Here is a 24,657-nt window from a genome sequence, read left to right on the forward strand (position 1 = left end):
CCCCGTGCGCCGGACCGTGACTATGGTCCGGGAGCGCCCGAAGCCGGACGCCGGCGTTCCGTCCCCCGCCCGCCCTTCCCCCCGATGAGGCGCCCATGAGACGAATACTCACGTGGTTCACGGCGCTCGGCACGGCCGTCCTGACGATGGCCGGGCTGTTCACGCCCGCCCCCGGGTTCGCCGCCGCCGCGACGCTTCGGCCCGGCGTCCTGTGGTACGACACCGCGGGCAACCGGCTGCAGGCGCACGGCGCCGGCGTGTTCAAGGTCGGTTCCACCTACTACATGGTCGGCGAGGACAAGTCCGCCGGCGCCACGTTCACGGCGGTCGCCTGTTACTCCTCGACCGATCTGGCGACCTGGACCCGGGTGGGAGACGCACTGAGCCGGCAGAGCGGCGGCGACCTCGCGGCCGGGCGCATCGTGGAACGGCCGAAGGTGATCTACAACTCCGCGACCGGCCAGTACGTGATGTGGGTGCACATCGACAACTCCTCCTACGGCGACGCGCGCGCGGGGGTGGCCACGAGCCCGACGCCGTGCGGGCCGTACACCTACCGCGGCTCCTCACGTCCGCTCGGGTTCGAGAGCCGGGATCTGGGCCTGTTCAAGGACGACGACGGCACGGCGTACCTGCTGACCGAGGACCGCAGCCACGGTCTGCGCATCGACCGGCTGTCCGCCGACTACACCCAGGCGGTGAGCACGACGGCGGTGCTCGCCGACCTGGAGTCCCCGGCGATGGTGAAGGTGAACGGGCGGTACTTCCTTTTCGCCTCGCACCTGACGGGCTGGTCCACCAACGACAACGTCTACGCCACCGCGACCTCCCTGTCCGGGCCGTGGAGCGGCTTCACCACGTTCGCGCCCAACGGCAGCCGCACGTTCGACTCCCAGACCTCCTCCGTCGTGCCCGTCTCGGGTTCGTCGGGCACCACGTACGTCTACGTCGGCGATCGGTGGAACCCGGGTGACCTCAACAGCTCCACTCCCGTCTGGCTACCGCTCACGATCGGCGGCTCCACCGCCTCGATGAGCGCGTTCTACGACTCCTGGACCATCGACACGGCCACCGGCACCTGGGCGGCCACGCCGGCTCCGCAGAACTTCACGCTGGTCGGCGGCCAGTCGGGGCGCTGCCTCGACGTAGCCGGCGGCGCCGCGACCAACGGCTCGATCGTCCAGATCTACGACTGCAACGGCGGCGCGGGCCAGAAGTGGTCCCTCACCTCCTCCGGCGAACTGCGCACGTTCGGCGGGACCAAGTGCCTCGACGTGTTCGACCAGAAGACCTCGGCGGGATCCACGGTGGGCGTGTGGGACTGCAACGGCGGCGCCAACCAGAAGTGGACGCTCACCTCCGGCGGCACCGTGGCCGGCGTCCAGTCGAGCCTGTGCCTGGATGTGAACGGCAACCAGACGGCCAACGGCGCCAAGGTGCAGGTCTGGACCTGCAACGGCGGCGCGAACCAGAGGTGGACTCGCGTCTGAGGTCCCCGGCCGCCTCACGGCCGGTTCCCCCATGCCGGCAGCGGGAGGATGCCGAGACTCGCGTCGAGGCCGCCGTCGACGACCAGCGCGGTCCCGGTGACGTACGAGGCGGCCGGCGAGGTGAGGAACCAGACGGCCTCGGCCTGCTCGCGGGGCTCGGCGAACCGCTGGAGCGGCACGCGGCGCTCGATCTCGGCGGTGAGCACCGGGTCCCGGCGGACGCCGGCGTTGATCCGCGTCCAGGTGAGCCCGGGGGCGAGGGCATTGACCCTGATGCCGTCGGGGGCGTGATCGATCGCCGCGGCGCGGACGAGGTTGATCAGCGCACCCTTGGATGCGTTGTAGGCCCAGTTGCCGGGGTCGGCGCGCAACCCGGCGACGGAGGCGGTGACGACGATCGCGCCGCCTCCGGCCGCGCGCAGCGCGGGCGCCGCGGCCCTGATGCCCAGGATCGGCCCGCGGAGGTTGACGGCGAGGATGCGATCCGCGGCCTCCACCGCGCCGGGAGCCTCCCAGGGCCGGGTGCCGCCGATGCCGGCGTTGAGCACGACCGCGTCGAGCCGGCCGAACTCCCGCACCGCCGCCGTGACCGCTGCCTGGTTGGTCTCCTCAAGCGACACGTCCCCGGCCAGCGTCACCACGCGGTCGAGCGTGGCGAGCTCCTCGAGCGTACGCTCGTCGTGGTCCACGGCGAGGACGGCGACGCCGCGCTCGGCGTATAGCTCGGCGGTCGCCCGGCCGATGCCCGATCCGGCGCCCGTCACGAGTACGGCGTGCGGGCCGGGGACGGATGTGGTCATAAAACCCACACTACCTACATAGAAGTAGGAATGTGAGCCCCCGAGACCAGCGCTCCCGCGGTTCCCCGCCGTGGCGGGGAACCGCGGGCCGCCGGCTACAGCGACCTGAGGAAGGCCAGACCGTCCACGGCGAGGGAGTCCTGGCTCGGTGCGAGCGGCCGCCAGATGGAGGCCGCCGTGGCGATCGTCTGGTTGTGGGCGGTGAAGGATTCGATGACGAGGGGGCCCGCATAGCCCGCTTCACGCAGGGCCTGGGTGAAGGCGGGCCAGTCGAAACGGTCGGCGCCTGGTGTGCCCCGATCCGTTCCGCAGACCTGCACATGCGCGATCCGGCCCGCCGCGGCACGTACGGCTTGCGCCGGATCCCTCTCCTCGATGTTCATGTGATAGACGTCGAGCGCCAGGCCGCATCCGTCGGGCAATGCCTCGAGAGCCTGCTCAACGGTGTTGAGCAAACTGGTCTCGTAGCGGTTGAGCGGCTCGACCGCGATCGTCACACCGCGCTCGCCGGCGTAGTCGACCACGGGTTCCAGGTTGTTCCGGAGCTCGGTGTAGATCGTCCGGCGCTCGTCGTGCGACATCCGCCAGGTCCTGCCCACGGAGGCGTAGGCGGGCCCGCCGATCACCGGGGAGCCCACGGCCACCGCCACGTCCACGCAGTGCCGCAGGTAGTCCTGCGTCTCCTCGACGACCCCGGGCGTGGCCGCCACGAGCTCCCGCCCCGGCGGCATGACCAGCACCACCGACGCCTTGAGCCCGTGTTCGGCCAGCAGTGCCGCGGCCTTGTCAGGATCCCAGTCGCCGGGCCGCTCCACCGGCAGCTCGATGACGTCGAACCCCCAGGCCGCGATCCGGGGCGCCAGGGACGCGAGGTCGCCGTCCGTCAGCGGCGACACCCACACCCAGGTGTTCACTCCGAGAGGGAAGGCGCTCACCCCTTCTTACCGCCCCACTTCTCGGGGAATCCCGGCATGCCCTCACAGCCGCACAGCGCGTAGTGCAGCGGCGGCATGTTCGGCTGCAGGTACCGGTCGAGGTTCTCCGATGTGATCTTGGGCTGCGGAAGGTTCCACACCTTCGGCACCTCCTCACCCTTGAGGATCTTCAAGGCGGCGATGATCGGTGTGCGCCACTGGTAGGTGGGGTACGTGGGAGCGACGGCGGTCAGACCGTCGTCCTTCCACTTACGCAGGAAGTCCTGCTGGTCTTCACCGGTCATCGGCGGGACGGGCATGCCGGCGTCCTCGAACGCCTCGGCGACGGCCACGGAGGTGGCTCCCGAGTCCATCCAGACGCCGTCGAGCTTGCCGTACCGCTGGATGTAGTCGTTGACGATGCCCTTGGCCTTGGCCGCGTCGCCATCGGTGAACTCCACGCCGACGACCTGGAGGCCGCTGGAGTCGAAGGCGGCCTTCGCCGCCGACCAGCGGGTCTCCAGTACATCCACCCCGGGGCTGATGCGCAGCGCCAGAATCTTCCCGCCGGCCGGCACCTTCTCCACGAGGAACTCGGCCGCGTCGGCACCGAACGCGTAGCCGCCGATCGGCTTGATGAACGTCACCGGGCAGTCGGTCTCCACGCCCCGGTCGAAGACGATGACCGGGACCTTGCCGCAGGCGGCCTTGACGGCCGGAGTGAGCGTCGCCGTCGTGTTGGGCGAGACGATCAACGCGTCGCACCCCTTGGCCTGCAGCTCGGCGATGTCAGAGATCTGCTTGTCGTCCTTGCCCTCGGCGTCGAGGGCGGTGAGCTTGGAGATCTCCTTGTGCAACGCCACCTCGGCCTGCATGGTCTTCCAGCCGACCTGCCGCCAGGGGTTGTCGACCGCCGCGTTGGAGAAGCAGAGGTGGTATGGCCCATCCTTCTTCTTGTACTCGGCGGTGGACACCATCTGCGGCGCGATGGCCTGTTCCCAGGGCTTGTCCGCCGGTCCCTCCGCCGTCTGCGACCGCATCGCGAGCTGAGCGTCGTAGTCGGCCTGTACGAAGAACTTGGACTGCTCACCGGTCCCCGAGGCCGGCGCCGTCGAAGCGGCCGCGGTCGGCGCCGTGTCGGCGGCAGTGGTGGTGCTGGGCTTGTCGCTGGTGCAGCCGCCGACGGCGAGCACCGTCAGAGCCGTAACGGCGAGGATGAGCGGTCTATGAGGCGGCATGAGCGTCTCCTTTTGTTTTCGGGGCATTGAGGAAGGGAAGACGGATGGCTCCGGCCGCTACGGCGGCGATGAGGACGACGCCCTGCACGGTGAACTTCAGCGCCCCGGAGACGCCGTACAGGTTGAGCAGGGTGAACAAGGCCTCCAGGGTGAACGCCCCGGCCATCGCGGCGATGACCGTGCCGCGACCGCCGCCGAGGACGACGCCGCCCAGGACGACCGCGGTGATCGCCTGGAACTCCAGTCCCTGGCCGACCTGAGCGGACACGCCGGCGAACCCACCGAGCAGGATTCCGGCCACCGCGGCGGACACGCCGGAGAGGGCGAAGGCGATGATCCTCGCCCTGGTGACCCGTACGCCGGACAGGGCGGCCGCACGCTCGTTGTCGCCGACGGCGATGAGCGTCCTGCCGAAGTTCGCCCGCATCAGCAGCACGGCCGCGACGGCGACGACCACGAGGATGAGCACGGCCCATCCGGTCTCCCTGCCGAACATGCGGAAGGCTTGGGAGAGCGCGCCGCGCGGTGCGCCGCCCGTCCACAGGAAGACCGCGCCGGACAGCACGAGCATCATGCCGAGCGTGGTGATGAACGAGGGCACGCGGAGCAGGGTCGTCACCGCACCGTTGACCAGACCGACGAACAGGCCGAGAACGATCAGCAGGGCCAGCACCGGCCAGGTCGCCGCCTCGTCCCCGTCGATCAAGCGGGCGGCGACGACCACCTCGACGGTGACCAGCGATCCGACCGACAGGTCGAACTCGCCGGAGACGATCACCAGGTACTGCCCGGCGGCGAGGATGACCAGGGGCGCGGCGCGCCTGACGAAGGAGAGGAACCCGGCGGGCTCGAGGAAGAACGGGTTGACGATCGCGATGGCGGCCAGCAGCACCGCCAGCACCGCGAGAATCGGCAGCGCACGCTTCACGTCCGCCTCCTTCCGACCAGGCCCGCACGCCGGGCGTAGACGGCGACGGCGACGACGATCACCACGCCCCGCACGACGTCTTTGAAGAAGGAGTTCACTTCCAGCTGGTTGAACACGCTGTCCAGGACGGCGAGCAACAGCACACCGCCCACGGTGCCCGCGACCCCGCCTCTGCCCCCGGCCAGCGCGGTGCCGCCGAGTACGACGGCGGCGATGGACTCGAGGTCGTATCCACCGTCGGTGCCCACGGTCGGGGCTCCGGCGCCGAGCCTGCTGGCCAGCAGCAGTCCCGCGATCCCGGCACAGAGCGAGCACAGCACGTGCGTGATGATGATCACCCGATCGGTTCGGATGCCGGACAACCTGGCCACCTCGACGTCACCGCCGACGGCGTACACCCGGTAGCCGTACTTGGTCCGTCTGAGCAGGAACCAGGCGACGAGTGCGACCGCGGCCCAGAGCAACGCCGAGACGGGCACGGGGCCCAACCGGTCGTAGCCAAGGTGCTGGAAGGACTCCGGCACCCGGCCGGCCGGGCCGTCGTAGAGGTCGCTCAGGATTCCTTTGACGATCAGTGCGACGCCGAGCGTGGCGATGAACGCGTGCACGCGCAACTTGCTGATCATCAGGCCGTTGACCAGCCCGACCAGCGCGCTCACTGCCACGACGGCGCCGACCGCGAGCACGATGTTGGAGTCCTGGCCCGCCATGGTCACGGCCGCGACCAGCGAGGTGAGGCTGATCAGATAGGCGACCGACAGGTCGAGGGATCCCGCCAGGATGGCCAGCGTCTGGCCTACCGCGACGATCCCGAGCGCCGCCGAGCGCTGCTGCACCCCGACGACGGTCTCCATGGTGAGGAACTGACCACCGTCCACGGCGACCAGCGTCCAGCCCACGAGGATCACGCCGGCCAGTGCCAGGAAGACGACACTCGTGGGGTTGACCAGCGCCGAGAACCTGGCCCTGCGATCAGCGAGAACGTTCTGGGTCATGGGGACACCTCGCCCGCGGCCAGGCTCATGATGGCCTCCTCTGAGGAGCCCGCGGGAAGGGTGCCCACGATGCGGCCCTCCCGGAGCACGACGATGCGGTCGCTCATGCCGATCAGCTCGGGCAGCTCGGAGGAGATCATCATGATCGCGACGCCGTCTTCGGCCAGCTCGCGCATCAGGTCGTGGATGGCCGCCTTGGCGCCCACGTCGACCCCACGGGTGGGCTCGTCGAACAGGAGCACCTTCGGGGCGACGGTCATCCACTTGGCGAGCACGACCTTCTGCTGGTTGCCGCCGGACAGGTAGCGAACCTCCTGCTCCTCGCGGGGCGGCCTGAGCCGTACACGTTCCAGCAGTTCTCGCACCCCGCTGCGGCGAGCACCACGGCCCATCGCGCGGGTCACGAGAAGGGCGTTGTCGCGCACCGACTGGCGCAGGGCCAGGCCCTCGCTCTTGCGGTCCTCGGTCACCAGGCCGACTCCGGCGCGGATTCCCTCGCGGACCGAGCGCGGGCGCACCGGCGTCATCTCGCCCCGGGTGAACGGCTCGGCGCCGAACAGGGCCTTGGCCAGCTCCGACCGGCCGGACCCCTGAAGCCCGGCGATGCCGACGATCTCTCCCGCGTTCAGCTTCAGGTCGATGTCGTGCAGCCGGTCGTTGCCGCCACCGGTGACCTGCAGCCGTGTCTCCCCGGCCGAGGTGGAGCGTGGCGGGAAGTAACCGTTCAGATCGCGCCCGACCATGAGGCGGACCAGATCCTCGGAGGTGACGTCCTCGGTGGCGACCGTGGTGACCAGCCTGCCGTCCTTGATGACCGTCACGTGATCGCTGAGGTCGAACACCTCGCGCAGCCGGTGAGAGATGTAGAGCACGGCGATGCCTCGCTCCTGCAATCGCCGCACCAGCCGGTAGAGCAGCTCGACCTCGTGCTCGGCGAGCGCGGCGGTGGGCTCGTCCATCACGACGATCCGGGCATCGAGCGACAGCGCCTTGACGATCTCCACGACCTGCTGCTGAGCGACCGACAGGCGCTTGACCAGCCGCCGGGGGCCGAAGGAATCCTCACCCAGTTCGGCGAGCAGCCGGGCGGTCGCGGTGTCCATCGCGGTCCGGTCGACCAAGCCGCGCCGTATCGGTTCCCTGCCGAGGAAGACATTCTCGGACACGGTCCGCTCGGGCAGCAGATTGAACTCCTGGTAGATGATCGCCACGCCGGCGCGCTGGGCGTCCAGCGGATGGCCGAACGATACGCGCCGGCCGTCGATCTCGATCGTTCCCTCGTCGTGTGCGTGCACTCCGGCGAGGATCTTCATGAGCGTGGACTTGCCCGCTCCGTTCTCCCCCACGATCGCGTGGACCTCGCCCGCCGCGACCGCAAGGTCGACGCCGGATAACACCCGCACGCCGAAGAAGCTCTTGCCGATGCCCGTCATGGTCAGCATCGGCTCTACTCCGCCACGGGAACGGAGGAGAGAAAGGCCGCGCGCATTCGCGTGACGCGGTCGCCCGCAGGGGCGAAGTAAGCAAGGGCCCGGCCGATGCCGTACTGCTGGGCCCTCTGGATTCTCGGCTCGGGCACGCCGTTAACACAATTCATAAACCCGCTCCCGACCGACACGCGGTCTGCTTGTCAGAACTATAGGTGTGCCGCTACATATCGCCGCGAGCGTATACACGACTTATGACTTCGGTCAAGCAAAAGGCGGCGTAGTGTAAGACATAAGGAAACGTCGAGTACGAAGGAGTGCCAGTGGCTCAGGGCATGCCCGGGGGGACCGGAGCGGGATCACTACTCTCGATCCTGCGCGACGGGCGGGCGCGTACCCGCGCCGAGCTGGTCCAGCTCACCGGTCTGTCAAGGAGCGCGGTGTCCCAACGGATCGACGCTCTGCTGCACCAGCGCCTGATCCTGCCCGCCGAGGAGACGACTCCATCGGGCGGCAGGCCCGCCACCGCCTTCTCCTTCAACCGGGAGGCCCGCATGGTGCTCGCCGCCGACCTCGGCGTCACCCACGCCAGGATCGCCGTCAGCGACCTCGGCGGCACGGCCCTGGCGGAACGTGCCGCCGACCTGCCCATCGACCGCGGACCCGAGCCGACGCTGAGCTGGGTTCTCGACACCTTCCGCGAGTTGCTCGCCGAGTGCGGTCACACCGCGTCGGACGTATGCGGAGTCGGCGTCGGCCTCCCCGGCCCTGTGGACCACGAAAGCGGCACGGCGGTCAACCCTCCGATCATGCCGGGCTGGGACGGCTTCCCCGTACCCGACTGGCTCGGCGAGCGGCTCGGCGTTCCGGTGCTCGTCGACAACGACGTGAACATCATGACGCTGGGCGAGCACTGGGCCGTCTACCCCGAGGTCGAGCATCTGATCTTCGTCAAGGCGGGCACCGGCATCGGCTGCGGCATCATCGCCGGACGCCGGCTGCATCGCGGCGCCCGAGGCGCCGCAGGGGATATCGGCCACATTCGCATACCCACCATCGACCAGGTGCAGTGCCGTTGCGGCTACGTCGGCTGCCTGGAGGCCGTGGCCGGCGGCGCGGCTCTGGTCGCCCGCCTCCGCGACGTGGGGCTTGATGTCGCCGATGGCCGGGACGTCGTCCGCCTGACCAAGGAAGGCAATCCCCTGGCCATCCGCCTTGTCCGGCAGAGCGGCAGAGAGGTCGGCAGCGCGCTCGCCTCGATCGTCAACTTCTTCAATCCCACGCTGATCGTGATCGGCGGCGACCTGGTCGAAGCGGGCGATCACCTTCTGGCAGGCGTCCGCGAAATGATTTACGGCCGCTCGTTGCCGCTGGCCACCCAGAGCCTCAGCATTCGTGCCAGCGAACTCGGTGACCGGGCGGGCGTTACCGGCGCCGCCGTGATGGTCATCGAGCGCATTCTGGCTCCCGAGACCGTCGATCGGTCAGTTACCAGGTAACTTCTGTCGAGTTATGGCATATCTATCCGCCGATCGTCGCAGAACCTGCTCCTCACCTCCAGCGGGTTCGCCTATTTCGGCCCTTCACAAACCGGGCGCGTGACTCGAAAATAGTGCGCTCGGACTCCCGAACAGCTCCCCAGTTGGTGGGCCACCCCTTCGGTGAAGGGGGGCCCGTTTCCTTTTCTGGTCCCGCCGACGGTTCAGGTCTGGTTGAACAGCGAGAGGGTCAGGGTGGAGTGGTACTCGCCGGCGGCGACGTCGACCGGGGTGCGCAGGGCGAGGTCGGCGTTGACCTTCGAGGTGCCGATCTCGTCGGAGGAGTTGGCGGTCGACACCAGCAGCTCCTGACCCTGCAGACCCACCTCGGGGGCTCCGGTGCCGTCGGAGATGACACTGGAGACCGGCTCACCGGCCGACACCGCCCCGGTGGAGGAGTCGCTCAGCAGACGCGGCTTCCATCCCAGGTACTGCGGGCCGATGGTCTTGGCCGGGTCGTCGGAGGCGACGAACTGGCTCGACTGGCCCACGACCGCCCAGAACTCGCCCTCAGGGATGTCCTCGGGGTTGCGGGTGTCGGACACCGTGACCGTCGGCAGGGTGCCGGTGAACTGACGGGCGGCCGCGTCGGAGCCGTTCTCCGTCAGGGACACCCCGTTGTTGTCGGCGACCGTCATCGACAGCTGACCGGGCGTGGTGATGGGCTCGATCTTCACCGACACGTCGATGCCGCTGCCGGGGTTGTCGTCGGCCAGCGCGGGACCGGCCACACCGGCCCCGGCGAGCGCGAGGCCGAGCACGGCCGCGGCGAGCAACTGGGTGGTCCTGTTGATTCTCATGTGTTCGCTCCATTTATGGGGGGCGGGGCCGGTCGGCTGTTCGGCCGGCCGGCCCCGGTTGTGCCAAATCGGCGGCTGACCGCGGTGTGAGCCGCTCAGCGGCAGCCGGCCGCGGTGTAGGCGGCGTCGTAGGACGTGGTGACCTGCTTGCCGCCGATCGTCCCGGTGCCGGTCACGGTGACCTTGCCGGCGTCGACCTGGGCGGCCCGGGTGTTGAAGGACTGGTAGGCCTGCTTGCCCGGAGCCACGTCGGCCACCGTCTTGGTGCCGTACGGGGTGGTCAGCGTGATCGTGGCCGGCGCGTCCGAGTCGTTGACGGCCGTCACCGCGACGTACGCCGAGGTGCCGATGCAACGGGACGAGGCGGTCACGGTCAGCGGGAGCACCGGAGCCTCGCGGACCGTGACGGTCTGCGTGTTGTACTTCTTGCCGTTGCCGTCCGGCTTGTAGCCGTTCTCGGTGTTGCCCGCGAGGTCCATGGCGAACCAGTGCACCTCGGTGGTCTTGTCGACCGAGATCTTCGCGGCGCCCTCACGCATGCCCGAAGAGGTCAGCTTGGGCGAGCTCAGCGTCGGCCGGCTGCCGTCGAGGGTGTAGTACACGTTCGCCGGCTCGTCCACGGTGAAGGTGAACGTCGTCGAGCCGTCGGTCTCGCCCGCCACCACGAGTTTCGACTCGGGCTTCTGCTTGTCCTTCTGGTACATCTGGGCGACCTCGAGGATGCCGATCTGGCCGTTGGAGAACTCCATCGCCTCCTCGTGGCCCTCCTCGAACGGAGGCTGGAAGCCGACCGCGCGGTACTGCTTGGCCGCCGGGTCGTAGACGTCCGCGCCGACCTCGAAGTCCCAGCCGATGATGCCCTTGTTGTACCAGAACTCGTCGGCGCTGTTGCCGGCCGCGGAGTAGAGCACGTCGATCACCGGGCCGGTGCGTCCCGGCCAGATCGCCGTGCCACGCCGGCCCTGGACGGCGGACAGGATGTGGTTGGAGGCGTTCCAGAAGTATTGCTCGGTGCCGAGGTCCGGCCGCGGCAGCGCCTCCCGCCCGGCGGTCTTGTACGCCCCGGGAGGCCACATGAAGTAGCCGCCGTAGGAGTGGGTGTTCATCGCGAACTTGATGTTCGGGAACTTCTCCGTGAGCCACACCTCGTTGCGCGTCTCCGGCTCCGACAGCTCGGCAGGCCCGGCGTAGGTGTCGCTGGTGCAGGTGGTCGAGCCGCCGTTGTATCCGTCGTAGACGCTGCCCACCGAGAAGTTGCGGTTGAGGTCGACGCCCCAGGAGTTGCGCCGCCCCGGGTCCGACCCGTCGGCAGCGCAGTAGTTGACCATGTTCCTGCGCTGCATGTTGTAGTCGTACATCGAGTAGTGGGCGCCGTCGGGGTTCATCGTCGGCACGATGAAGATGTCGAGGTTGTTCACCAGTTTCTTGGTGTCCGCGTCGAGCGCGTAGTTGCGCAGCAGCCGCTCGGCGGTCTCCACACAGGTGAGCGGGGTCACCCACTCGCGGGCGTGCTCCTGGCAGTAGAGGAACACTCCCGTCTTCGAACCGTCCCGGCTCTTGCCGATGCGCAGCGCCTTCATCTGGAACGGCTGACGCGAGACGCTCGCCGGCGCCTTCAGGTTGTCGGTCAGCTTCGTCGCCGGAGCCGCGGCCACCACTCCGGTGCCCGTGCCGGTCCTGTAGAGGGCGGCGGTCAGCAGCGCCGAGGCGGCGGAGTCGCCGTTCAGCGCGGCGACCACCTGGGCGGCCGTGCTGCCGACCGCGCCGGAGGCGTCCGTGCCCAGGTTGACCACGACGTCCTTGCCGCTGACGGCGACCGAGAGCGGGGCCGAAGCGGTCCCGGGGTTCACCAGCGCGACGCTGACGTCGTTGCCGCCCTCGCTGCCGTACGCCTTGGACGTCACGTAGAACGTGCTCGCCAGCGCGCTCCCCGAGCCCGTGCCGAACTGCGTCTGTGCCTGGCGGCGGTAGCCGTTCGTCTTGTACGGGAGGTCGATGACCTCCGAGATGTTAGGGAACTGCTTGGACAGCCACACGATCCGGCTGGTGACCTCGGTGGGGTCCATGTAGTGGTCGACGAAGTCCTGCACGTAGTGCTTGGTCGGCGTCTTACGCGGCTCGCCCAGCCACTTGGTCACCGGCACGGTGATCGAGCCGCCCCGGTTGCTGGTGATCGTGACCTGGGTGGGGGCCTCCGTGATCGGCAGCGGCGAGCTGAACCGGTGGTACATGTACTGCCCGGCGTCGGTGAAGCGGGACATCGTCGCCGTGCCGCCGGAATCGGGGGCGGTGCCGGAGCCGCTGTCCCAGGTGGCGGTGAGGACGGTCTGAGCGTCCGTCGCGCTCGTCTTCACCTCGACCGACAGGAACCGCTGGTTGTCGAGGCTGGTGAACCACTCGGCGCGCAGCGGCGTGAGCGTGTCGGTCTCCGCCGCGTCGGCGGCCGCGGCGGCGAGCGCCTGCCGCCGTTCGGCCACGTTCGCCGCGTAGTCGCTCTGGTCCGATATGGAGTCGCGGACGTCGAAGCCCTGGTCGCGCAGGCCTCGGGCCTCCTCGGGGCTGAGCACGGCGTGCACCTCGATGCCGCCGTCCACCGGCTTGCTGTATTCGGCCAGGTCGACGCCCATGGAGGACAGCCTGTCCACCGCCGACTGGTCAGGGACGACGATGCGCATCAGCGCGACGCCGTTCTGCGCGGTGCTGGACGTCCGGTCGGGCGGGGCCGGATCAGGAGAGGGATCGGCGAGCGCCGGGAGGGCGTTCAGGGTGAGCGCCAAGGGGAGTGCGAGCGCGGCGGCGTAGCGCCGCGCCCTGCGGGGAGAGCTCCTCATCGGGTTTCCTCCATCTGGCGTGCCTTCCGGGCGAGGGGGGCCGGCCCGGAGTGGATCACGCGAGGTCGAAGGAAGTCTTCGTCACCCCCAAATGGGCGTCAAGGTCTGCAACCCCCGATTCCGGGATTTTTCCGTAACGAGATGACTTAGTGCCCTATTGGGTATTTAGGCCCTCTTGTCACGGCGGACGGCGTGGGTAACGGTCTCGCGTGACCCTCGTTCGTCACCGCATCAGCACGAGGCGTACGGCCTCGGTGACGGGCACGGCCCCGCCGATGAGTTCGAGGACGCGATGCCGCGTCTCCGGCGCGTCGATCAGCGCGGCGATCACGGCGGCGACGTCGTCGCGCGGCACCGCCCCGGAGGGAAGCGGCGGGTCGGCCAGCGTCACCAGGCCGGTCCCCGGCTCGTCCGTGAGCCGCCCCGGCCGCAGGATCGTCCAGTCGAGCGGGCGGGCGCGCAGGTCCTCCTCGGCCGCCGTCTTGGCGGTGATGTAGGCCGTCCAGACCTCGTCGCGCCCCGGCGCGGGTGGCGATCCCGCGCCCATTGAGGAGATCTGGATGAAGCGGGACACCCCGGCTCGTTCCGCCGCTTCGGCGAGCAGCACCGAGGCGCCCTGGTCCACCGTGAACTTGCGCGCGGCGCCGCTGCCGGGTCCCGCTCCGGCGGCGAAGACGACGGCTCCGGCTCCCAGCAGGATCTCGGCCACCTCCTCCGGTGTGGTCCGCTCCAGGTCGCACGGCACCGCCTCGGCGCCGGTCGCCTCCACGTCCGCGACCTGGTCCGGGTTGCGGATCAGCCCCACCGGGGCGTCGCTCCGATCGCTCAGCAGGCGTGCCAGCCGAAGGGCGATCTTCCCGTGTCCACCCGCGATCACGACGCGCATGCGCTCACCTCCGCGCCGATCCTGCCATGGCCCGTTGCCGCTCGTGGGGCAGGCCGCGCCGTCGTTTGCCCGTCTTCGCTGGTCAATGATTACGTGTTGTGATAGTCATGTCACCACAAGTAATCAGCAAAGTGTCTGTGGAGATGCCATGCTCTTAGGCGTACTCGCGGTCGCAGCGGCCGTCGGGCTGGTGGCCGTGGCGGCCCTTCTGTTCCGTGCGCTGGGCCGGGGCACCGACGATCGCGATCCCGGCGGCGCGTCCGCCGGGCACGCCGGGTCGATGCTCTCCTCGCTGTTCCTGCTCGTGTTCGCCATCGCGATCGTCGTGCCGTGGACCTCGGCCGACTCCGCCCGGCAGAACACCTACGCGGAGACCCAGGCCCTCGTGGAGGCCTACTGGGCGGCCGCGCCGCTCCCCGCCCCCGACGCCGCCCAGGTGCGCGAGGGACTGCGGGAGTACGCGAGATATGTGATCGACGACGAGTGGCCGCAGATGGCGGCCGGACATCTCGGCGCCGAGGGCACGGCGCGACTGGAGTCGCTGCGTGCCCGCGTGAGCGAACTGCCGGTCACGACCGACGAGGCCCGCGACGCCAGGGACGCCGTGCAGGAGCGGATGGCGGACCTGTTCGCCGCCCACCGGCAGCGCGCGGCCGACGCGGAGACCGCGCTGCCTCCCGGCGTCTTCCTGCTGACGATCCTCACGGGCGTCATCGTCGTCGTCTTCCCGTTCCTGGCCGGGGCCCGGCCCCGAGGGCTCACGCTCGTGCCGATGATGGCGATGGCGGTCCTGCTCGGCGTCGGCGTCTACCTCGTCTGGAACATCTCCCACCCCTTCAGCGGTGGCCTGGCGGTGAAGCCCGACGCGTTCGTGAGCGCCCTGCACGAGTTCCAGCGGATCCCCGAGGGCCGCTGACATGGGCAGGACGGCGAGCCCGCGCGTGGCCGTCGCGGTCGTCTCCACCTGCGCCGCGCTGACCTGCGTCATGCCGGCCGCCGCGTTCTCCGCGCCGGTGCGGCCCGAGCGCCCCGCGATCGCCGGTGCCCGTACGGCCGCCCTCGTCCGGCAGGGCGCGGCCACGGCGGGCGACACGGCGGGCGACACGGCGGCGTCGAAGCGGCCGGAAGCCGGAGGGATGGTGCGGGCGACCGGCAAGGCGGCCGTCAAGGTCGGCGATCCTGACGGGCCGGGCCTGCGGGTGGGTGTCTGCGTCGACGTGAACGTGATCGTCGGCCTGCACGCCGAGGTCGGCATCGGAGGGCCCGCCTGCACGCCGCCGACGCCCGTGCCGCCGCCCGCGCCGCCACCCGAGCCGCAGCCCGCTCCCTCCCCGAAGCCGCCGCCGTCCCCCGAGCCGCCACCACCGCCACGGGTGCCCGAAAGGCCGGCACCTCGGCACTCTCCTCATCGGGTGGCGGCCGCGCCCAGGCCGCCCGCCGCGATGCCGTCCCCCCGGCCTCGCGCGACGCCACGGCCCACCCCGTCGCCGTCGAAGCCGGCGGTCCACCGCGTGCCGGCCATGCGCGCGATCGCGCCCGTACGGCACCGCAACCCTCTGGGGGCGCTGACGGTCATCGTGGTGCTGTCCGTGGCGATCGCCGCGGCCGGCGCCGCCGCCTTCCGCCGGTAGGAGAATCCCTGCGCGCTCCCGGAGATCGGGAGGAGCGACAGGCTGCCCCGGACGCCGGCGCCTGACCGTGCCGAGGGCGGGACCGGCGAGTGCGGCGCGGCGCCGGCCCCCAGGTGCCTCGGGAAGCGGAGCCGGCGCCGCACGATCGACGGTCTCAGGACCGGTTCGCCCGGGCCACGACCTCCTCGCTCGTCAGGGGACTGGCCGGGTGGTGGCTCAGGCACAGCGGCGTACGGACCTTCGTGAAGGACCCGCCCTCGAACGCCGCGTAGAACTGGCCGGAGCGCAGCCGCGACACGTCGGGGACGTCGCCGCCCTTGGCCCTCGCCAGCTCCCGCGCCGCCGTGATCTGGGCCGGCGCGTTGAGCAGCCCGAAGAACTGGGTGGCGGCGTTGCCGGTGATCCGGTTGTGCAGGCCCTTGGGCGCCTGGGTGGCGAACACCAGCCCGAGGCCGTACTTGCGGGCCTGGGCGGCGAGGGCGAGCGTGCTCTGGGTGCACACGGTCGTCGCCCCGGACGGCGCGAACGTCTGGGCCTCGTCCATCACGAACAGCCCGCCGAGCGGCCGGTCTCCGGCCGGGTGCCGCTTGATCCAGGAGAACAGCGCCATCTGCAGCTGGTTGACGAAGCCCTGCCGCTGAGCGTCGGAGGCCATGCCGGTGAGGCTGATCACCGAAACGCGGGCCCGCTTCCCCTCCGGCGGCGTCAGCAGGACGCCGGGATCGACGGGCGTCCCGGTCCCCGCGAACAGCGGATCGCTGATCGTCTCCGCCCTCAGATGCTGCGCCATCTCGGTCGCGAGCCTCGCCGCGCCTTCGAGACTGCTCACGCCGTCCGGCAGGTCGTCGAGCAGGGCGATCAGACCGCCCAGCCCCGTGCCGCCGCGCCGTCCGTAGTGGGCGACGGCCTCGCGGAGCACCGCCTGGCCCAGATGGGCCTTGGCCGTCTTGGCCTCCAGCTTCGCCCGGGGCACGAGCGCGGCGAGCGCGGCGTCCACCGCCTCGTTGAACTCGTCCGCGTCGTCGGCGACGCCGGCGAAGTCGGGCAGCGGCTGGAAGCTCAGCGGGCGTCCCGACTCCTTGCGCGGCGTCCAGATCATCACGTCGGTGTTCGCGAGGTAGTCGCCGGCCTTCGCCGCGTCGTCCTCGCCCCACTCGGCGGGGGGTTCCGGCCACCGGTCGCCGAGCAACGCGAGGTCGTTGTTCGCGTCGAGGACGATGGCCGAGACTCCCTGAAGGGCGCACTCCTCCACGAGACGGCGGATCAGCACCGTCTTGCCGGAGCCCGAACCGGCGAAGATCGCCGCGTGCTTGCGCAGGGCCTCCAACGGGATCCGTACCGGTCGGCCGTCCGAGGCCGCCGCCCCGATCGTCAGGTACGGATGCGCGGCAGCCTCGTCCGCCGGCAGCAGCCCGCGCGGGCTGTTGCCGGCCGGTTCCCCGATGTACGGCACCTCAAGAGTCGGAACCTCGAGGTACGGCATCTCCGCGACCGGTTCCTCGAAGGCCGGTGCCTCCGCTGCCGGTTCCTCCACAGGCCGGATCTCCAGGTACGGCATCTCCCAGACCGCCGTCTCCGTGGACGGTGTCTCCAGGGACAGCATCTCCGGGAACGGCATCTCCGGGGACGGTGTCTCGATCGGCGGTGCCTGCGTGGAGAGCACCGCAGGGGTCAGTGTCTCGGCTGACGGTGCGTCCGAGGGCAGCATCTCTGGGAACGGTGTCTCGATCGGCGGTGCCTGCGTGGAGAGCACCTCGGAGGGCAGCACCTCCGAGAACGGCGTCTCGACCGGTGGTGCCTGCACGGACGGTGCCTCCGAGAGCGGCATCTCCGGGAACGGCATCTCCGGGAACGGGGCCTCGACCGGTGGTGCCTGCGTGGAGAGCACCGCAGGGGTCACTGTCTCGGCCGACGGCTCCTCCACGGGCGATGCCTCGGGGAGGGGGAGCGGTGGCCAGACCTGCACATCGGCATTGGCCGGGCCGAGGTCAACGCCGTAGGAAAGCGCCACACTCGCAGCGGCCGGCTCCGGGATGCTGTCAGGCGCCGGGGACGGAGCACCGCCGAAGGCCGGGGCGGGCACGTCGCCGGCAGCGGGGGCCGGCGCATCGCCGGGCACCGGAGACGGCGCTTCGACGGGCGGCAGCGGCTCGAGTCGTGGCACGGTCTGCCGCTGGAGCAGGTGCCGGCCGGGATTGGCGGTGTGCCGGGGACGATCCGGCGACCGGGTCGCCCGCGAGGACCTTCCACTCCCGACGGCGGGCACATGCGGAACGACCGCGTCGCTCAGTGCCTCGGCGAACAGCTTCACCTCGCTCGTCGGCTTGCGAGCGACGAGCCATGCCTGGAGGTCCGGCGGGTTGTCGGCGATCAGGGCACGGAGTGCGGCGAAGATCTGGAGGTCGTCCTCCTCGATCCGCAGCACACGGCCTCCCGCCTGCTCGAAGGCGGCCAGGGTCTCCTGGGTGACAGGTCCCTTGGCCCAGCTCTGGTTCCTGAGCACGAACAGTTTTCGCGCGGGTATCCGCTCGTCGAGCCCGGCCGCCGTGGACGCGGCCTTCAGCCGGTTGAGCGCGGCGATGTGATGGGACGCCGAGATGGCCCGGAAGCACCAGTGGGCCTCGTTTTCCGTCGCCTCGTCCAGTGTCCGCCGCAGGCGGGCGTGCAGGGGCGGCTTCGTGCTCGGAGGCGGGTCCTGGGTGAACAGGCGCCCGTCCTCGCCCTGCTCGGAGATCCAGGCGGACAGCCCGGCCGACAGCAGCCCCGGCATCACGACGTCCTCCGTGATCGGGTCCAGCGCCTCCATCACGTCCGCCAGCCTTCGCAACTCCGCGAACCGCCTGTCGAGCGCGCTGAAGTCCGGTCCCGGCCGAGGTCCCGGGTTCGTTTTCGTTTCCAGGTCCGGGAGTCGTTTGACGGGGACGATCTCGCCGGGCCGGGAGTCGGTCAACTGTTCCAGTTCCGTGACCTGCCCGGTGGCCAGGCACGACCGGACGTGCTTGTCGATCCGGATCAGCAACTGGCGAGGGGTGTACTGGTACGCCTCCTCGAACGCCTCCGGCTTCACCGGCCACGTCGGGTACGGCGGCGTGAACCCGATCGCGCCGTACTGCGCGCTGAACCGCTTCTCCACCAGCGCGATGCCGGTCGCCGCATCCGGGATCGTCCTCAGCGGCAGGGTCGTCCGGAAGCGGTCCTGGACGGTGTCGGTGGCATGCTCTCCGATCAACGTCCATGTCTGCGGAAGGCAGGACAGGACCGTCAGGGTACGGCGGGTCACCTCACGAAGGGTCATCAGGCCCCCCGCGACGCGTTCGATCGTTCTCCGGTGCTCAGCGTCCTCCGTCGACCCTCCCTCGGTGCGGGTCGACGACTGGGCGATCAGCGTGTCGACCTGGTCCACGGCGATGACGGAGGGACCGGTCAGCGCGAGAAGGCCGGACAGGTCGTGGACGATCTCCTGCGGTGTCTTCTCGACGGTCCGGAAGCCCCATCCCGCGCGTTCGCCGGGCTCCCCCTGCGGCGCGGAGATGAGGTAGGCGTCACCGATGTCCTGCGCCGCCAGGTCATGCGAGGCCCGCAGCGTGAGGGCCCGTGCGGTGTCCTGCACGTCCCGGCCGACATGCTGGTCGTAGCGGCGCAGGGCATGGATGAAGGCGTCCAGGTCCGCCCGGGACAGGGGGGCGTCGCCGATGATCGGGCCGCGAGCCGTCTGCGGCACCTCGGCGAGCACGCAGAGGCGCCACAGGAGTTCTCTCAGCTGGCTCCCGTCTCCCGCCATCGGCCGGGAGAGGCTGTCGAGCATGGAGAGGAGCACACTCTCCCAGAAGTCCTTCGCGTCGAGCAGGCTCACCAGGAAGAAGTAGGCGTCCTCCTCGTGCACCTTCTGACGGACCCAGCCGAGCAGGTGGGTCTTGCCCGTTCCCCGCTGGCCCTGTATCACGACGCCGATGGGACTCGCGGCGTCGCTTTCCTCCGCCTCCATCAGGCCGTTGAGGATGACCTGCGAGGTGTCCTGGTGCAGTCCCTCGACATGGAACGGCAACGGGCGCCACACGTCATCGGCGACCCGCGTGTAGTTGAACCGCAGGGCCCGAAGGGCGTTGAGTTCGTCGCTCGTCATCATGCCCCGATCAAAATGAGGTGCTTGGCCTGGTCCCCGATCACGACAGCCGCGCTCCTGTCCTCGTCGGTGAGCATCTTCTGGTTGGACTCGGGCACCAGACGCACGTCCGGCAGACCGATCATCCGGCGCAGGGTGGCGTCGACCTCGTCCCGGGGGGCGTCGGCCAGCAGCGGACGCAGGTGGGTCAGGCTGACCCATGCGTTCGGCTTGCCGGCGAGCTGCGCGTACGCCTTCCTGATCCTCGTCTCGACGTCGGCACCGGAGGCGACGGCGGTGCCCGCGGTGCCTGAGGTGACGGTGGTGCCTGAGGTGACGGTGGTGTCCGGTCCGGTGACGGTGGTGGGCGTCCCGGCAAGGCTCACGACAGGCGGCACCGCGCCACGCATGGGCGTCGGTTCCTGTACGGCCGCGGCCTCACGCTTGGGCGCCGGCTCGTGCACGGGCTCGTCCACGGAGGTCGTCAGGCCTGCCGGGGTGAGGTCCTCCTCCCGTCCGAAGATCTCGGCGAGAGGGCTCCCGGTCCGCTCCATGTGCCGCAGAAGTCCGGAGACCATGGCCCGGACGACCGCTTCGAGTGCCCGTGCGGCGAGACGGCTGGACCTGGGGACGCCGTTGCGGAAGATCTCGGCTGCGGTGGCCCAGCCGTCCTCGCTCAGTGTGTACGTGAACGCCTGCCCCCTCTTGCCGACATCGATTAGCTTGAGTCGGTGCAGGTGCTCGCGTTCGCCTTTCTCGATCTTCAGGCCGAACTGCTCGTCGAGCTCGGGGTTCGTGAACTCGCGGGCCTCGGCCATGAGGAGCAACAAAATGGCGGTCTCACGCTGAGATAGCGGCTTTTCAGGCATGGAGTGACCCTTCGAGCGTTCCATTGCGGCATTGGTGGAGGAAGCGCTCCAACTCGGCGAGCACGGTGCCGAGGCGTTCCAGCACCTGCTCGTTGGTGAAGCGGCGTACGGCGTAGCCGTCCCGGAGGAGGCGCAGGTCGCGCTGCCTGTCCGCGGCGAGGCGGAGCGGCCGCAGATGCTCCGGGCCGTCGATCTCGATCACGCACCGCTCGGCACGCCACAGCAGGTCGACGCGGATCGGGGGGCTGAGCGGCCCGGAGGCGTGGAGCTGGTTCCACTCGCGGCCCGCCGCCCAGGCGCACGGCGTCAGAGCCGCCTCCAGCCGCCGCTCGGCGATGCTGGCCGGATGCGGCAACCCTGCGAGGGGCGGATAGGTGAGCGGCGGCGGCGTCGGCCGCCGGTCCCGGCCGCCGGAGCCGTCACCGCCGGATTCGGGACCGCCGGAAGCGGTGGACGTCGAGTGGACGAGCGCCGCGACCTCCTCGGAAATCGGAGCGGCCACGGTCTCGATCCGGTCGACGGAGCGCGGGGGAGGTCCGGTGAGCCAGACGCCGAACCCGCCGTGGTGGGCCAGCCATTCGCCCGCCGCCACCAGCGCCTCTTCCGCGGACATGGGGAGCTCGGGTGGCATCCGCACGAGGATCGCGGCCTCCGGCCGCCGGTAGCCCGCGCGGAGCACCCGGGCCAGCCCGGCGGCGCGGATCTCGGGCGGGAATCTCCGGGCCCGGCCCGCCCTACCGGCCCTGGCCCCGCTCGCCGTGGCCCCGCTCACGGCGTCCCGATCGCGCAGGGCGCGCTCCGCGAGGTGGGCGAGGAAGGGAGTGAAGTGGCCGCTCGCGGAGCCCGCACGCAGGGCGAGGACACGGACGGCGGGGACGGCCGCGCCGCCGGGCCCGGTGATGCCGTCCGCCTCGGGCAGCCAGGCGGGAAACATCGCCAGCGCGGCGGACTCCAGCTCCCCCAGCACATCGGCGACCACGTCCGCGGGCGTCCTGGCCGGGCGGGGGACGTACGTCACGAGCGCGGGCGCGTCATCGGGCAGCGGTTCGGCCGCCAGTGCGACGGCGTCCGGGTCGCCGTTCAGGTGCACGACCCGGCCGGTGGGAAGCTCCCTCCACGAGCGCGCCACGCCGTCCCCACCCTGTCATTGAAGATCCAACAATCTCGACCCGGCAGGAGGGTATCGGGCAGTGGCAGGACCGTCCACAAAATCGGGATTATCCGGTTCGGGATGCGGAGGCTCCAACCGGTCTCGAAGCAGACGGGGGGTGGCCGGCGTCGTCGGCCACCCCCGTCGCGGTGCTCAGGAGAAGACGGGAACCCCGTCGCGGACGAGCCTCCAGTTCGCCTCGGCGAACGTGGCCGGGTCGATGGTGCCGGTCGCGGCGGCATACTCGATCAGCGCCTGGCGGATCTCCACCTGCGCGTTGTAGACCACCGGGGCGGTCGAGACGTGCGGGAAGCCGCCGCCGCCCGACTGGCGGTAGTTGTTGATGGCCACCACGAACTGCTGGTCGTCTGTGACCGGCCTGCCCTGGTACGACAGGCCGACGATGCGCTGGCCTACCGGCTTGGAGATGTCGATGTCGTACGACACGCCGGAGAGCTGGTCGTAGTTGTAGTCGGGCGTGCCGCCGGCGTTGGTGAGCGTGGCGAGGTCGATCGGGGCGCCCGGGGCGACCTGGGCGAAGTACTTCGCCGAGTACTCCAGGAAGTCCTTGACCTGGGCGCCGGTCAGCTTGATGCCGAGCAGCGTGTTGTCGTAGACGTACAGCCCGGCCATGTCGCGGACGCTGACCGGCCCGGCGGGGAAGACGGCGGTGCGGCTGAACGGCGCGGCGATCGACAGCACCGGCAGCGAGGCGTCGGCACTGCCGGCGATGGCCTTGCTCACCAGGTCGGTCTGGACCTTCTGGATGTAGTCGAGGATCGGCGTGTCCTTGTACGGCGACTCGGCCGCCGACAACTGCTGTGTGGACTGCGCGATGACCTTGTTGACGTAGCCGACGGTCTTGTCGTGCTGCTCCTTCATCAGCGCGACGATCTTCGGGTCCTCGGCCACCGTGTTGGTGTTCAGCGTGGTGGACGACTTGCCGGTCACCGTCCACTTCCCGCGCTGCTTGGCGAGGGTGAAGTCGACGACGCTGAGGCGCTGGCCCCACTTGGCGGGCTCGGTCAGCAGCACCTGCTGCCCGGTCACCTTGTTGGTGACGAAGCGCTGCGGCACGTCGTTGTGCGCGTGGCCGAACAGGACGGCGTCGACGCCGGGCACCTGCTCGGCGACCATGGCCGCGGCGTTCTCCACCGGCAGGTCGGAGCCGTAGGACGACATGCCGTCATCGCCCGCGTGGGCGGTCACCAGGACCACGTCGGCGCCGAGGCCGCGGATGACGGGCACCCACTTCTTGGCGGTCGCGACGAGGTCGAGGAACTTCAGCTTCCCGTCGACGTTCGCCTTGTCCCAGATCGCGACGCCGGGATTGGTGAGGCCGAGCACGCCCACCTTGATCGGCTTTTCGCCCTTCACCTTCATGGTCTTGATGACGTACGGCTGGTAGGCCGGCAGGCCGGTCTTGGCGGAGACGGCGTTCGCGCCGAGGACCGGCGCCTTCATCTGCTTGACCCACGCGCCGAGCAGCGGCAGGCCGTAGTTGAACTCGTGGTTGCCCAAGGTCACGGCGTCGTACCCGATGGCGTTCATGGCCTTGGCCATGGGGTGGACCTCGCCGGTCGAGGTGATCGGCTCGACCTTGGCGTAGTAGTAGTCCAGCGGCGTGCCCTGGAGGGTGTCACCGGAGTCGAACAGCAGGGTGTGGCCGGCGCCGCGGTCGGCCCTGATCTTCGACACCATCGTCGAGATCTTCGCCAGGCCCACGTCGTTGTGCGCGCTGTCGTCGTACTCCGCGTTCTTGTAGTAGTCCCAGTTGAGCGCGTTTCCGTGGGTGTCGGAGCTGGCCATCACGGTGATCGTGACCGGGTGGCTCGGGGCCGCTGAGGCGGGGGCGCCGGGCAGGAGGAGACCGAGGGCCACGGTGGTGGCGCCGGCGGTCAACCTGATCGCTGAACTCATGGTGGGTGACGATAGTAAGGCGCCATTACCAAAGGGTCACGAAGTCCTTAACCGGACATGGCGCTACAAGGTGACACGCTTGTCACCCACGGCGAGCCGCACCCTGGGTAGGACGAGTGGGGTGGCGGACAGACTCGAGACCTACCGGGCCAAGCGCGACGCGACGCGCACCAGCGAGCCGATCCCCGCCGAAGGGCCGCTGCCGCGGGGCGAGGACGACACGTTCGTCATCCAGGAGCACCACGCCCGGTCCCTGCACTGGGACCTGCGCCTGGAGCGGGGCGGGGTGCTGGTCTCCTGGGCGATCCCCAAGGGGCTGCCGCCCGACCCCGGGACCGACCACCTCGCCGTCCACACCGAGGACCACCCCGTGGAGTACGCCCGGTTCGAGGGCGAGATCCCCAAGGGCGAGTACGGCGGCGGCACGATGACGATCTGGGACCGCGGCCACTACGCGACCGAGAAGTGGAACGACCGCGAGGTCAAGATCGTGCTGCGTGGCTCACGGGTCGCCGGCCGGTACGTGCTGTTCCAGACCCGCGGCCGCAACTGGATGATCCACCGGATGGACCCGCCCAGCGGGCAGTGGGAACCGCCGCCCGCGCTCGCGCCGATGACGCCGGTGACCCGCGCCCGCGTGCCGCGCGATCCCGAGGCGTACGCCTGGGAGTTCTGGTGGGGCGGTGCGCGGGCGCTCGCGTACGTGGAGGGCGGCAGGCTCACCCTGCGTGACCCGGGTGGCACGGACGTCACCGTGGAGCACCGCTGGTTGCGCCCGCTGGCCGAGTCGTTCGGCAGCAGGGCCGCCGTGCTCGACGGCGAGGTCGTCACGGTCGGCGGCACCTCCGTCTACGTCGCCTACGACCTGCTGTACGACGACGGCCGGTCGTTGCTGGACGAGCCGTTCGAGCGTCGCCGTACGGGCCTGGAGAGCCTCGCGGTGAACGGGCCGCGCTGGCAGACGGCGCCGTCCTGGCCGGGGGAGGTCCACGCGGTGAGGCGGGCGGCGGCCGAGCAGGACCTGCCCGGTGTGGTGGGCAAACGCCTCGACTCGGCGTACGCCCCGGGGGAGGAGTCCGCCGCCTGGATCCGGCTGAAGGGGAAGGCCGCAGGGTGAGGCGGCAGGGGAGACAGCAGG

The 24,657-nt window shown here is 70.3% G+C and carries 18 protein-coding genes; 5 read left to right on the plus strand and 13 right to left on the minus strand.

Annotated elements, in window-relative coordinates; translation table 11 throughout:
• Positions 1-95 precede the first annotated feature (95 nt).
• Positions 96-1,490: a lectin gene (locus tag AB0O28_RS15650; RefSeq protein WP_363640502.1), complete on the plus strand. Its 1,395-nt coding sequence runs from the start codon at positions 96-98 to the stop codon at positions 1,488-1,490.
• A gap of 14 nt (positions 1,491-1,504) precedes the next feature.
• On the opposite strand, the gene AB0O28_RS15655 is transcribed toward AB0O28_RS15650, so the two are convergent.
• From AB0O28_RS15655 to AB0O28_RS15680, 6 genes are all read right to left on the minus strand, one after another.
• On the minus strand, positions 1,505-2,290 hold the full coding sequence (locus AB0O28_RS15655) for an SDR family oxidoreductase (RefSeq protein ID WP_363640504.1): 786 nt from the start codon (positions 2,288-2,290) through the stop codon (positions 1,505-1,507).
• 95 nt (positions 2,291-2,385) lie between these two features.
• Complete coding sequence (locus tag AB0O28_RS15660; protein ID WP_363640506.1) at positions 2,386-3,204, minus strand: sugar phosphate isomerase/epimerase family protein; 819 nt, start codon at positions 3,202-3,204, stop codon at positions 2,386-2,388.
• A 17-nt stretch (positions 3,205-3,221) separates the two neighbouring features.
• Positions 3,222-4,442 (minus strand): ABC transporter substrate-binding protein, encoded by a 1,221-nt coding sequence (locus tag AB0O28_RS15665; protein WP_363640508.1) that lies wholly within the window; start codon positions 4,440-4,442, stop codon positions 3,222-3,224.
• Positions 4,429-5,370 (minus strand): ABC transporter permease, encoded by a 942-nt coding sequence (locus AB0O28_RS15670; RefSeq protein WP_363640510.1) that lies wholly within the window; start codon positions 5,368-5,370, stop codon positions 4,429-4,431. The genes AB0O28_RS15665 and AB0O28_RS15670 overlap by 14 nt, the downstream gene beginning before the upstream one ends.
• Positions 5,367-6,365, minus strand: a complete 999-nt coding sequence (locus tag AB0O28_RS15675; protein WP_363640512.1) for an ABC transporter permease — start codon at positions 6,363-6,365, stop codon at positions 5,367-5,369. Before AB0O28_RS15675 ends, AB0O28_RS15670 begins: the two co-directional genes overlap by 4 nt.
• Positions 6,362-7,807 carry a sugar ABC transporter ATP-binding protein gene (locus AB0O28_RS15680; RefSeq protein WP_363640514.1) on the minus strand — a complete coding sequence of 482 codons (1,446 nt, stop codon included), beginning with the start codon at positions 7,805-7,807 and terminating at the stop codon, positions 6,362-6,364. The genes AB0O28_RS15675 and AB0O28_RS15680 overlap by 4 nt, the downstream gene beginning before the upstream one ends.
• A 539-nt stretch (positions 7,808-8,346) precedes the next feature.
• Between AB0O28_RS15680 and AB0O28_RS15685 the strand changes: the two genes are divergently transcribed.
• Positions 8,347-9,291 carry an ROK family protein gene (locus tag AB0O28_RS15685; RefSeq protein ID WP_363640516.1) on the plus strand — a complete coding sequence of 315 codons (945 nt, stop codon included), beginning with the start codon at positions 8,347-8,349 and terminating at the stop codon, positions 9,289-9,291.
• Positions 9,292-9,494: 203 nt separating this feature from the next.
• On the opposite strand, the gene AB0O28_RS15690 is transcribed toward AB0O28_RS15685, so the two are convergent.
• The 3 genes from AB0O28_RS15690 to AB0O28_RS15700 form a co-directional block, all read right to left on the minus strand.
• Positions 9,495-10,130, minus strand: coding sequence for a hypothetical protein (locus AB0O28_RS15690; RefSeq protein WP_363640518.1), 636 nt, complete (start codon positions 10,128-10,130; stop codon positions 9,495-9,497).
• A 95-nt stretch (positions 10,131-10,225) separates the two neighbouring features.
• Positions 10,226-12,961 (minus strand): M14 family metallopeptidase, encoded by a 2,736-nt coding sequence (locus AB0O28_RS15695; RefSeq protein WP_363640520.1) that lies wholly within the window; start codon positions 12,959-12,961, stop codon positions 10,226-10,228.
• Between the two features lie 223 nt (positions 12,962-13,184).
• Positions 13,185-13,847: an SDR family oxidoreductase gene (locus tag AB0O28_RS15700; RefSeq protein WP_363640522.1), complete on the minus strand. Its 663-nt coding sequence runs from the start codon at positions 13,845-13,847 to the stop codon at positions 13,185-13,187.
• 148 nt (positions 13,848-13,995) lie between these two features.
• On the opposite strand from AB0O28_RS15700, the gene AB0O28_RS15705 reads away from it, so the two are divergent.
• Positions 13,996-14,763 (plus strand): hypothetical protein, encoded by a 768-nt coding sequence (locus tag AB0O28_RS15705; protein ID WP_363640524.1) that lies wholly within the window; start codon positions 13,996-13,998, stop codon positions 14,761-14,763.
• Position 14,764: 1 nt separating this feature from the next.
• Positions 14,765-15,478, plus strand: coding sequence for a hypothetical protein (locus AB0O28_RS15710; RefSeq protein WP_363640526.1), 714 nt, complete (start codon positions 14,765-14,767; stop codon positions 15,476-15,478).
• A 154-nt stretch (positions 15,479-15,632) separates the two neighbouring features.
• On the opposite strand, the gene AB0O28_RS15715 is transcribed toward AB0O28_RS15710, so the two are convergent.
• From AB0O28_RS15715 to AB0O28_RS15730, 4 genes are all read right to left on the minus strand, one after another.
• Entirely contained in the window at positions 15,633-19,604 is a 3,972-nt protein-coding gene (locus tag AB0O28_RS15715) for a DUF87 domain-containing protein (protein ID WP_363640528.1), read from the minus strand.
• On the minus strand, positions 19,601-20,398 hold the full coding sequence (locus AB0O28_RS15720) for a hypothetical protein (RefSeq protein WP_363640530.1): 798 nt from the start codon (positions 20,396-20,398) through the stop codon (positions 19,601-19,603). Before AB0O28_RS15720 ends, AB0O28_RS15715 begins: the two co-directional genes overlap by 4 nt.
• Positions 20,399-20,441: 43 nt before the next feature.
• Complete coding sequence (locus tag AB0O28_RS15725) at positions 20,442-21,578, minus strand: DUF559 domain-containing protein (protein ID WP_363640532.1); 1,137 nt, start codon at positions 21,576-21,578, stop codon at positions 20,442-20,444.
• A gap of 174 nt (positions 21,579-21,752) precedes the next feature.
• Positions 21,753-23,519, minus strand: coding sequence for a 5'-nucleotidase C-terminal domain-containing protein (locus tag AB0O28_RS15730; RefSeq protein WP_363640534.1), 1,767 nt, complete (start codon positions 23,517-23,519; stop codon positions 21,753-21,755).
• Between the two features lie 121 nt (positions 23,520-23,640).
• On the opposite strand from AB0O28_RS15730, the gene AB0O28_RS15735 reads away from it, so the two are divergent.
• Positions 23,641-24,636, plus strand: a complete 996-nt coding sequence (locus tag AB0O28_RS15735) for a DNA polymerase ligase N-terminal domain-containing protein (RefSeq protein ID WP_363640536.1) — start codon at positions 23,641-23,643, stop codon at positions 24,634-24,636.
• Positions 24,637-24,657 lie beyond the last annotated feature (21 nt).

The organism is Microbispora sp. NPDC088329, assembly GCF_040685655.1.
GTDB lineage: Bacteria > Actinomycetota > Actinomycetes > Streptosporangiales > Streptosporangiaceae > Microbispora.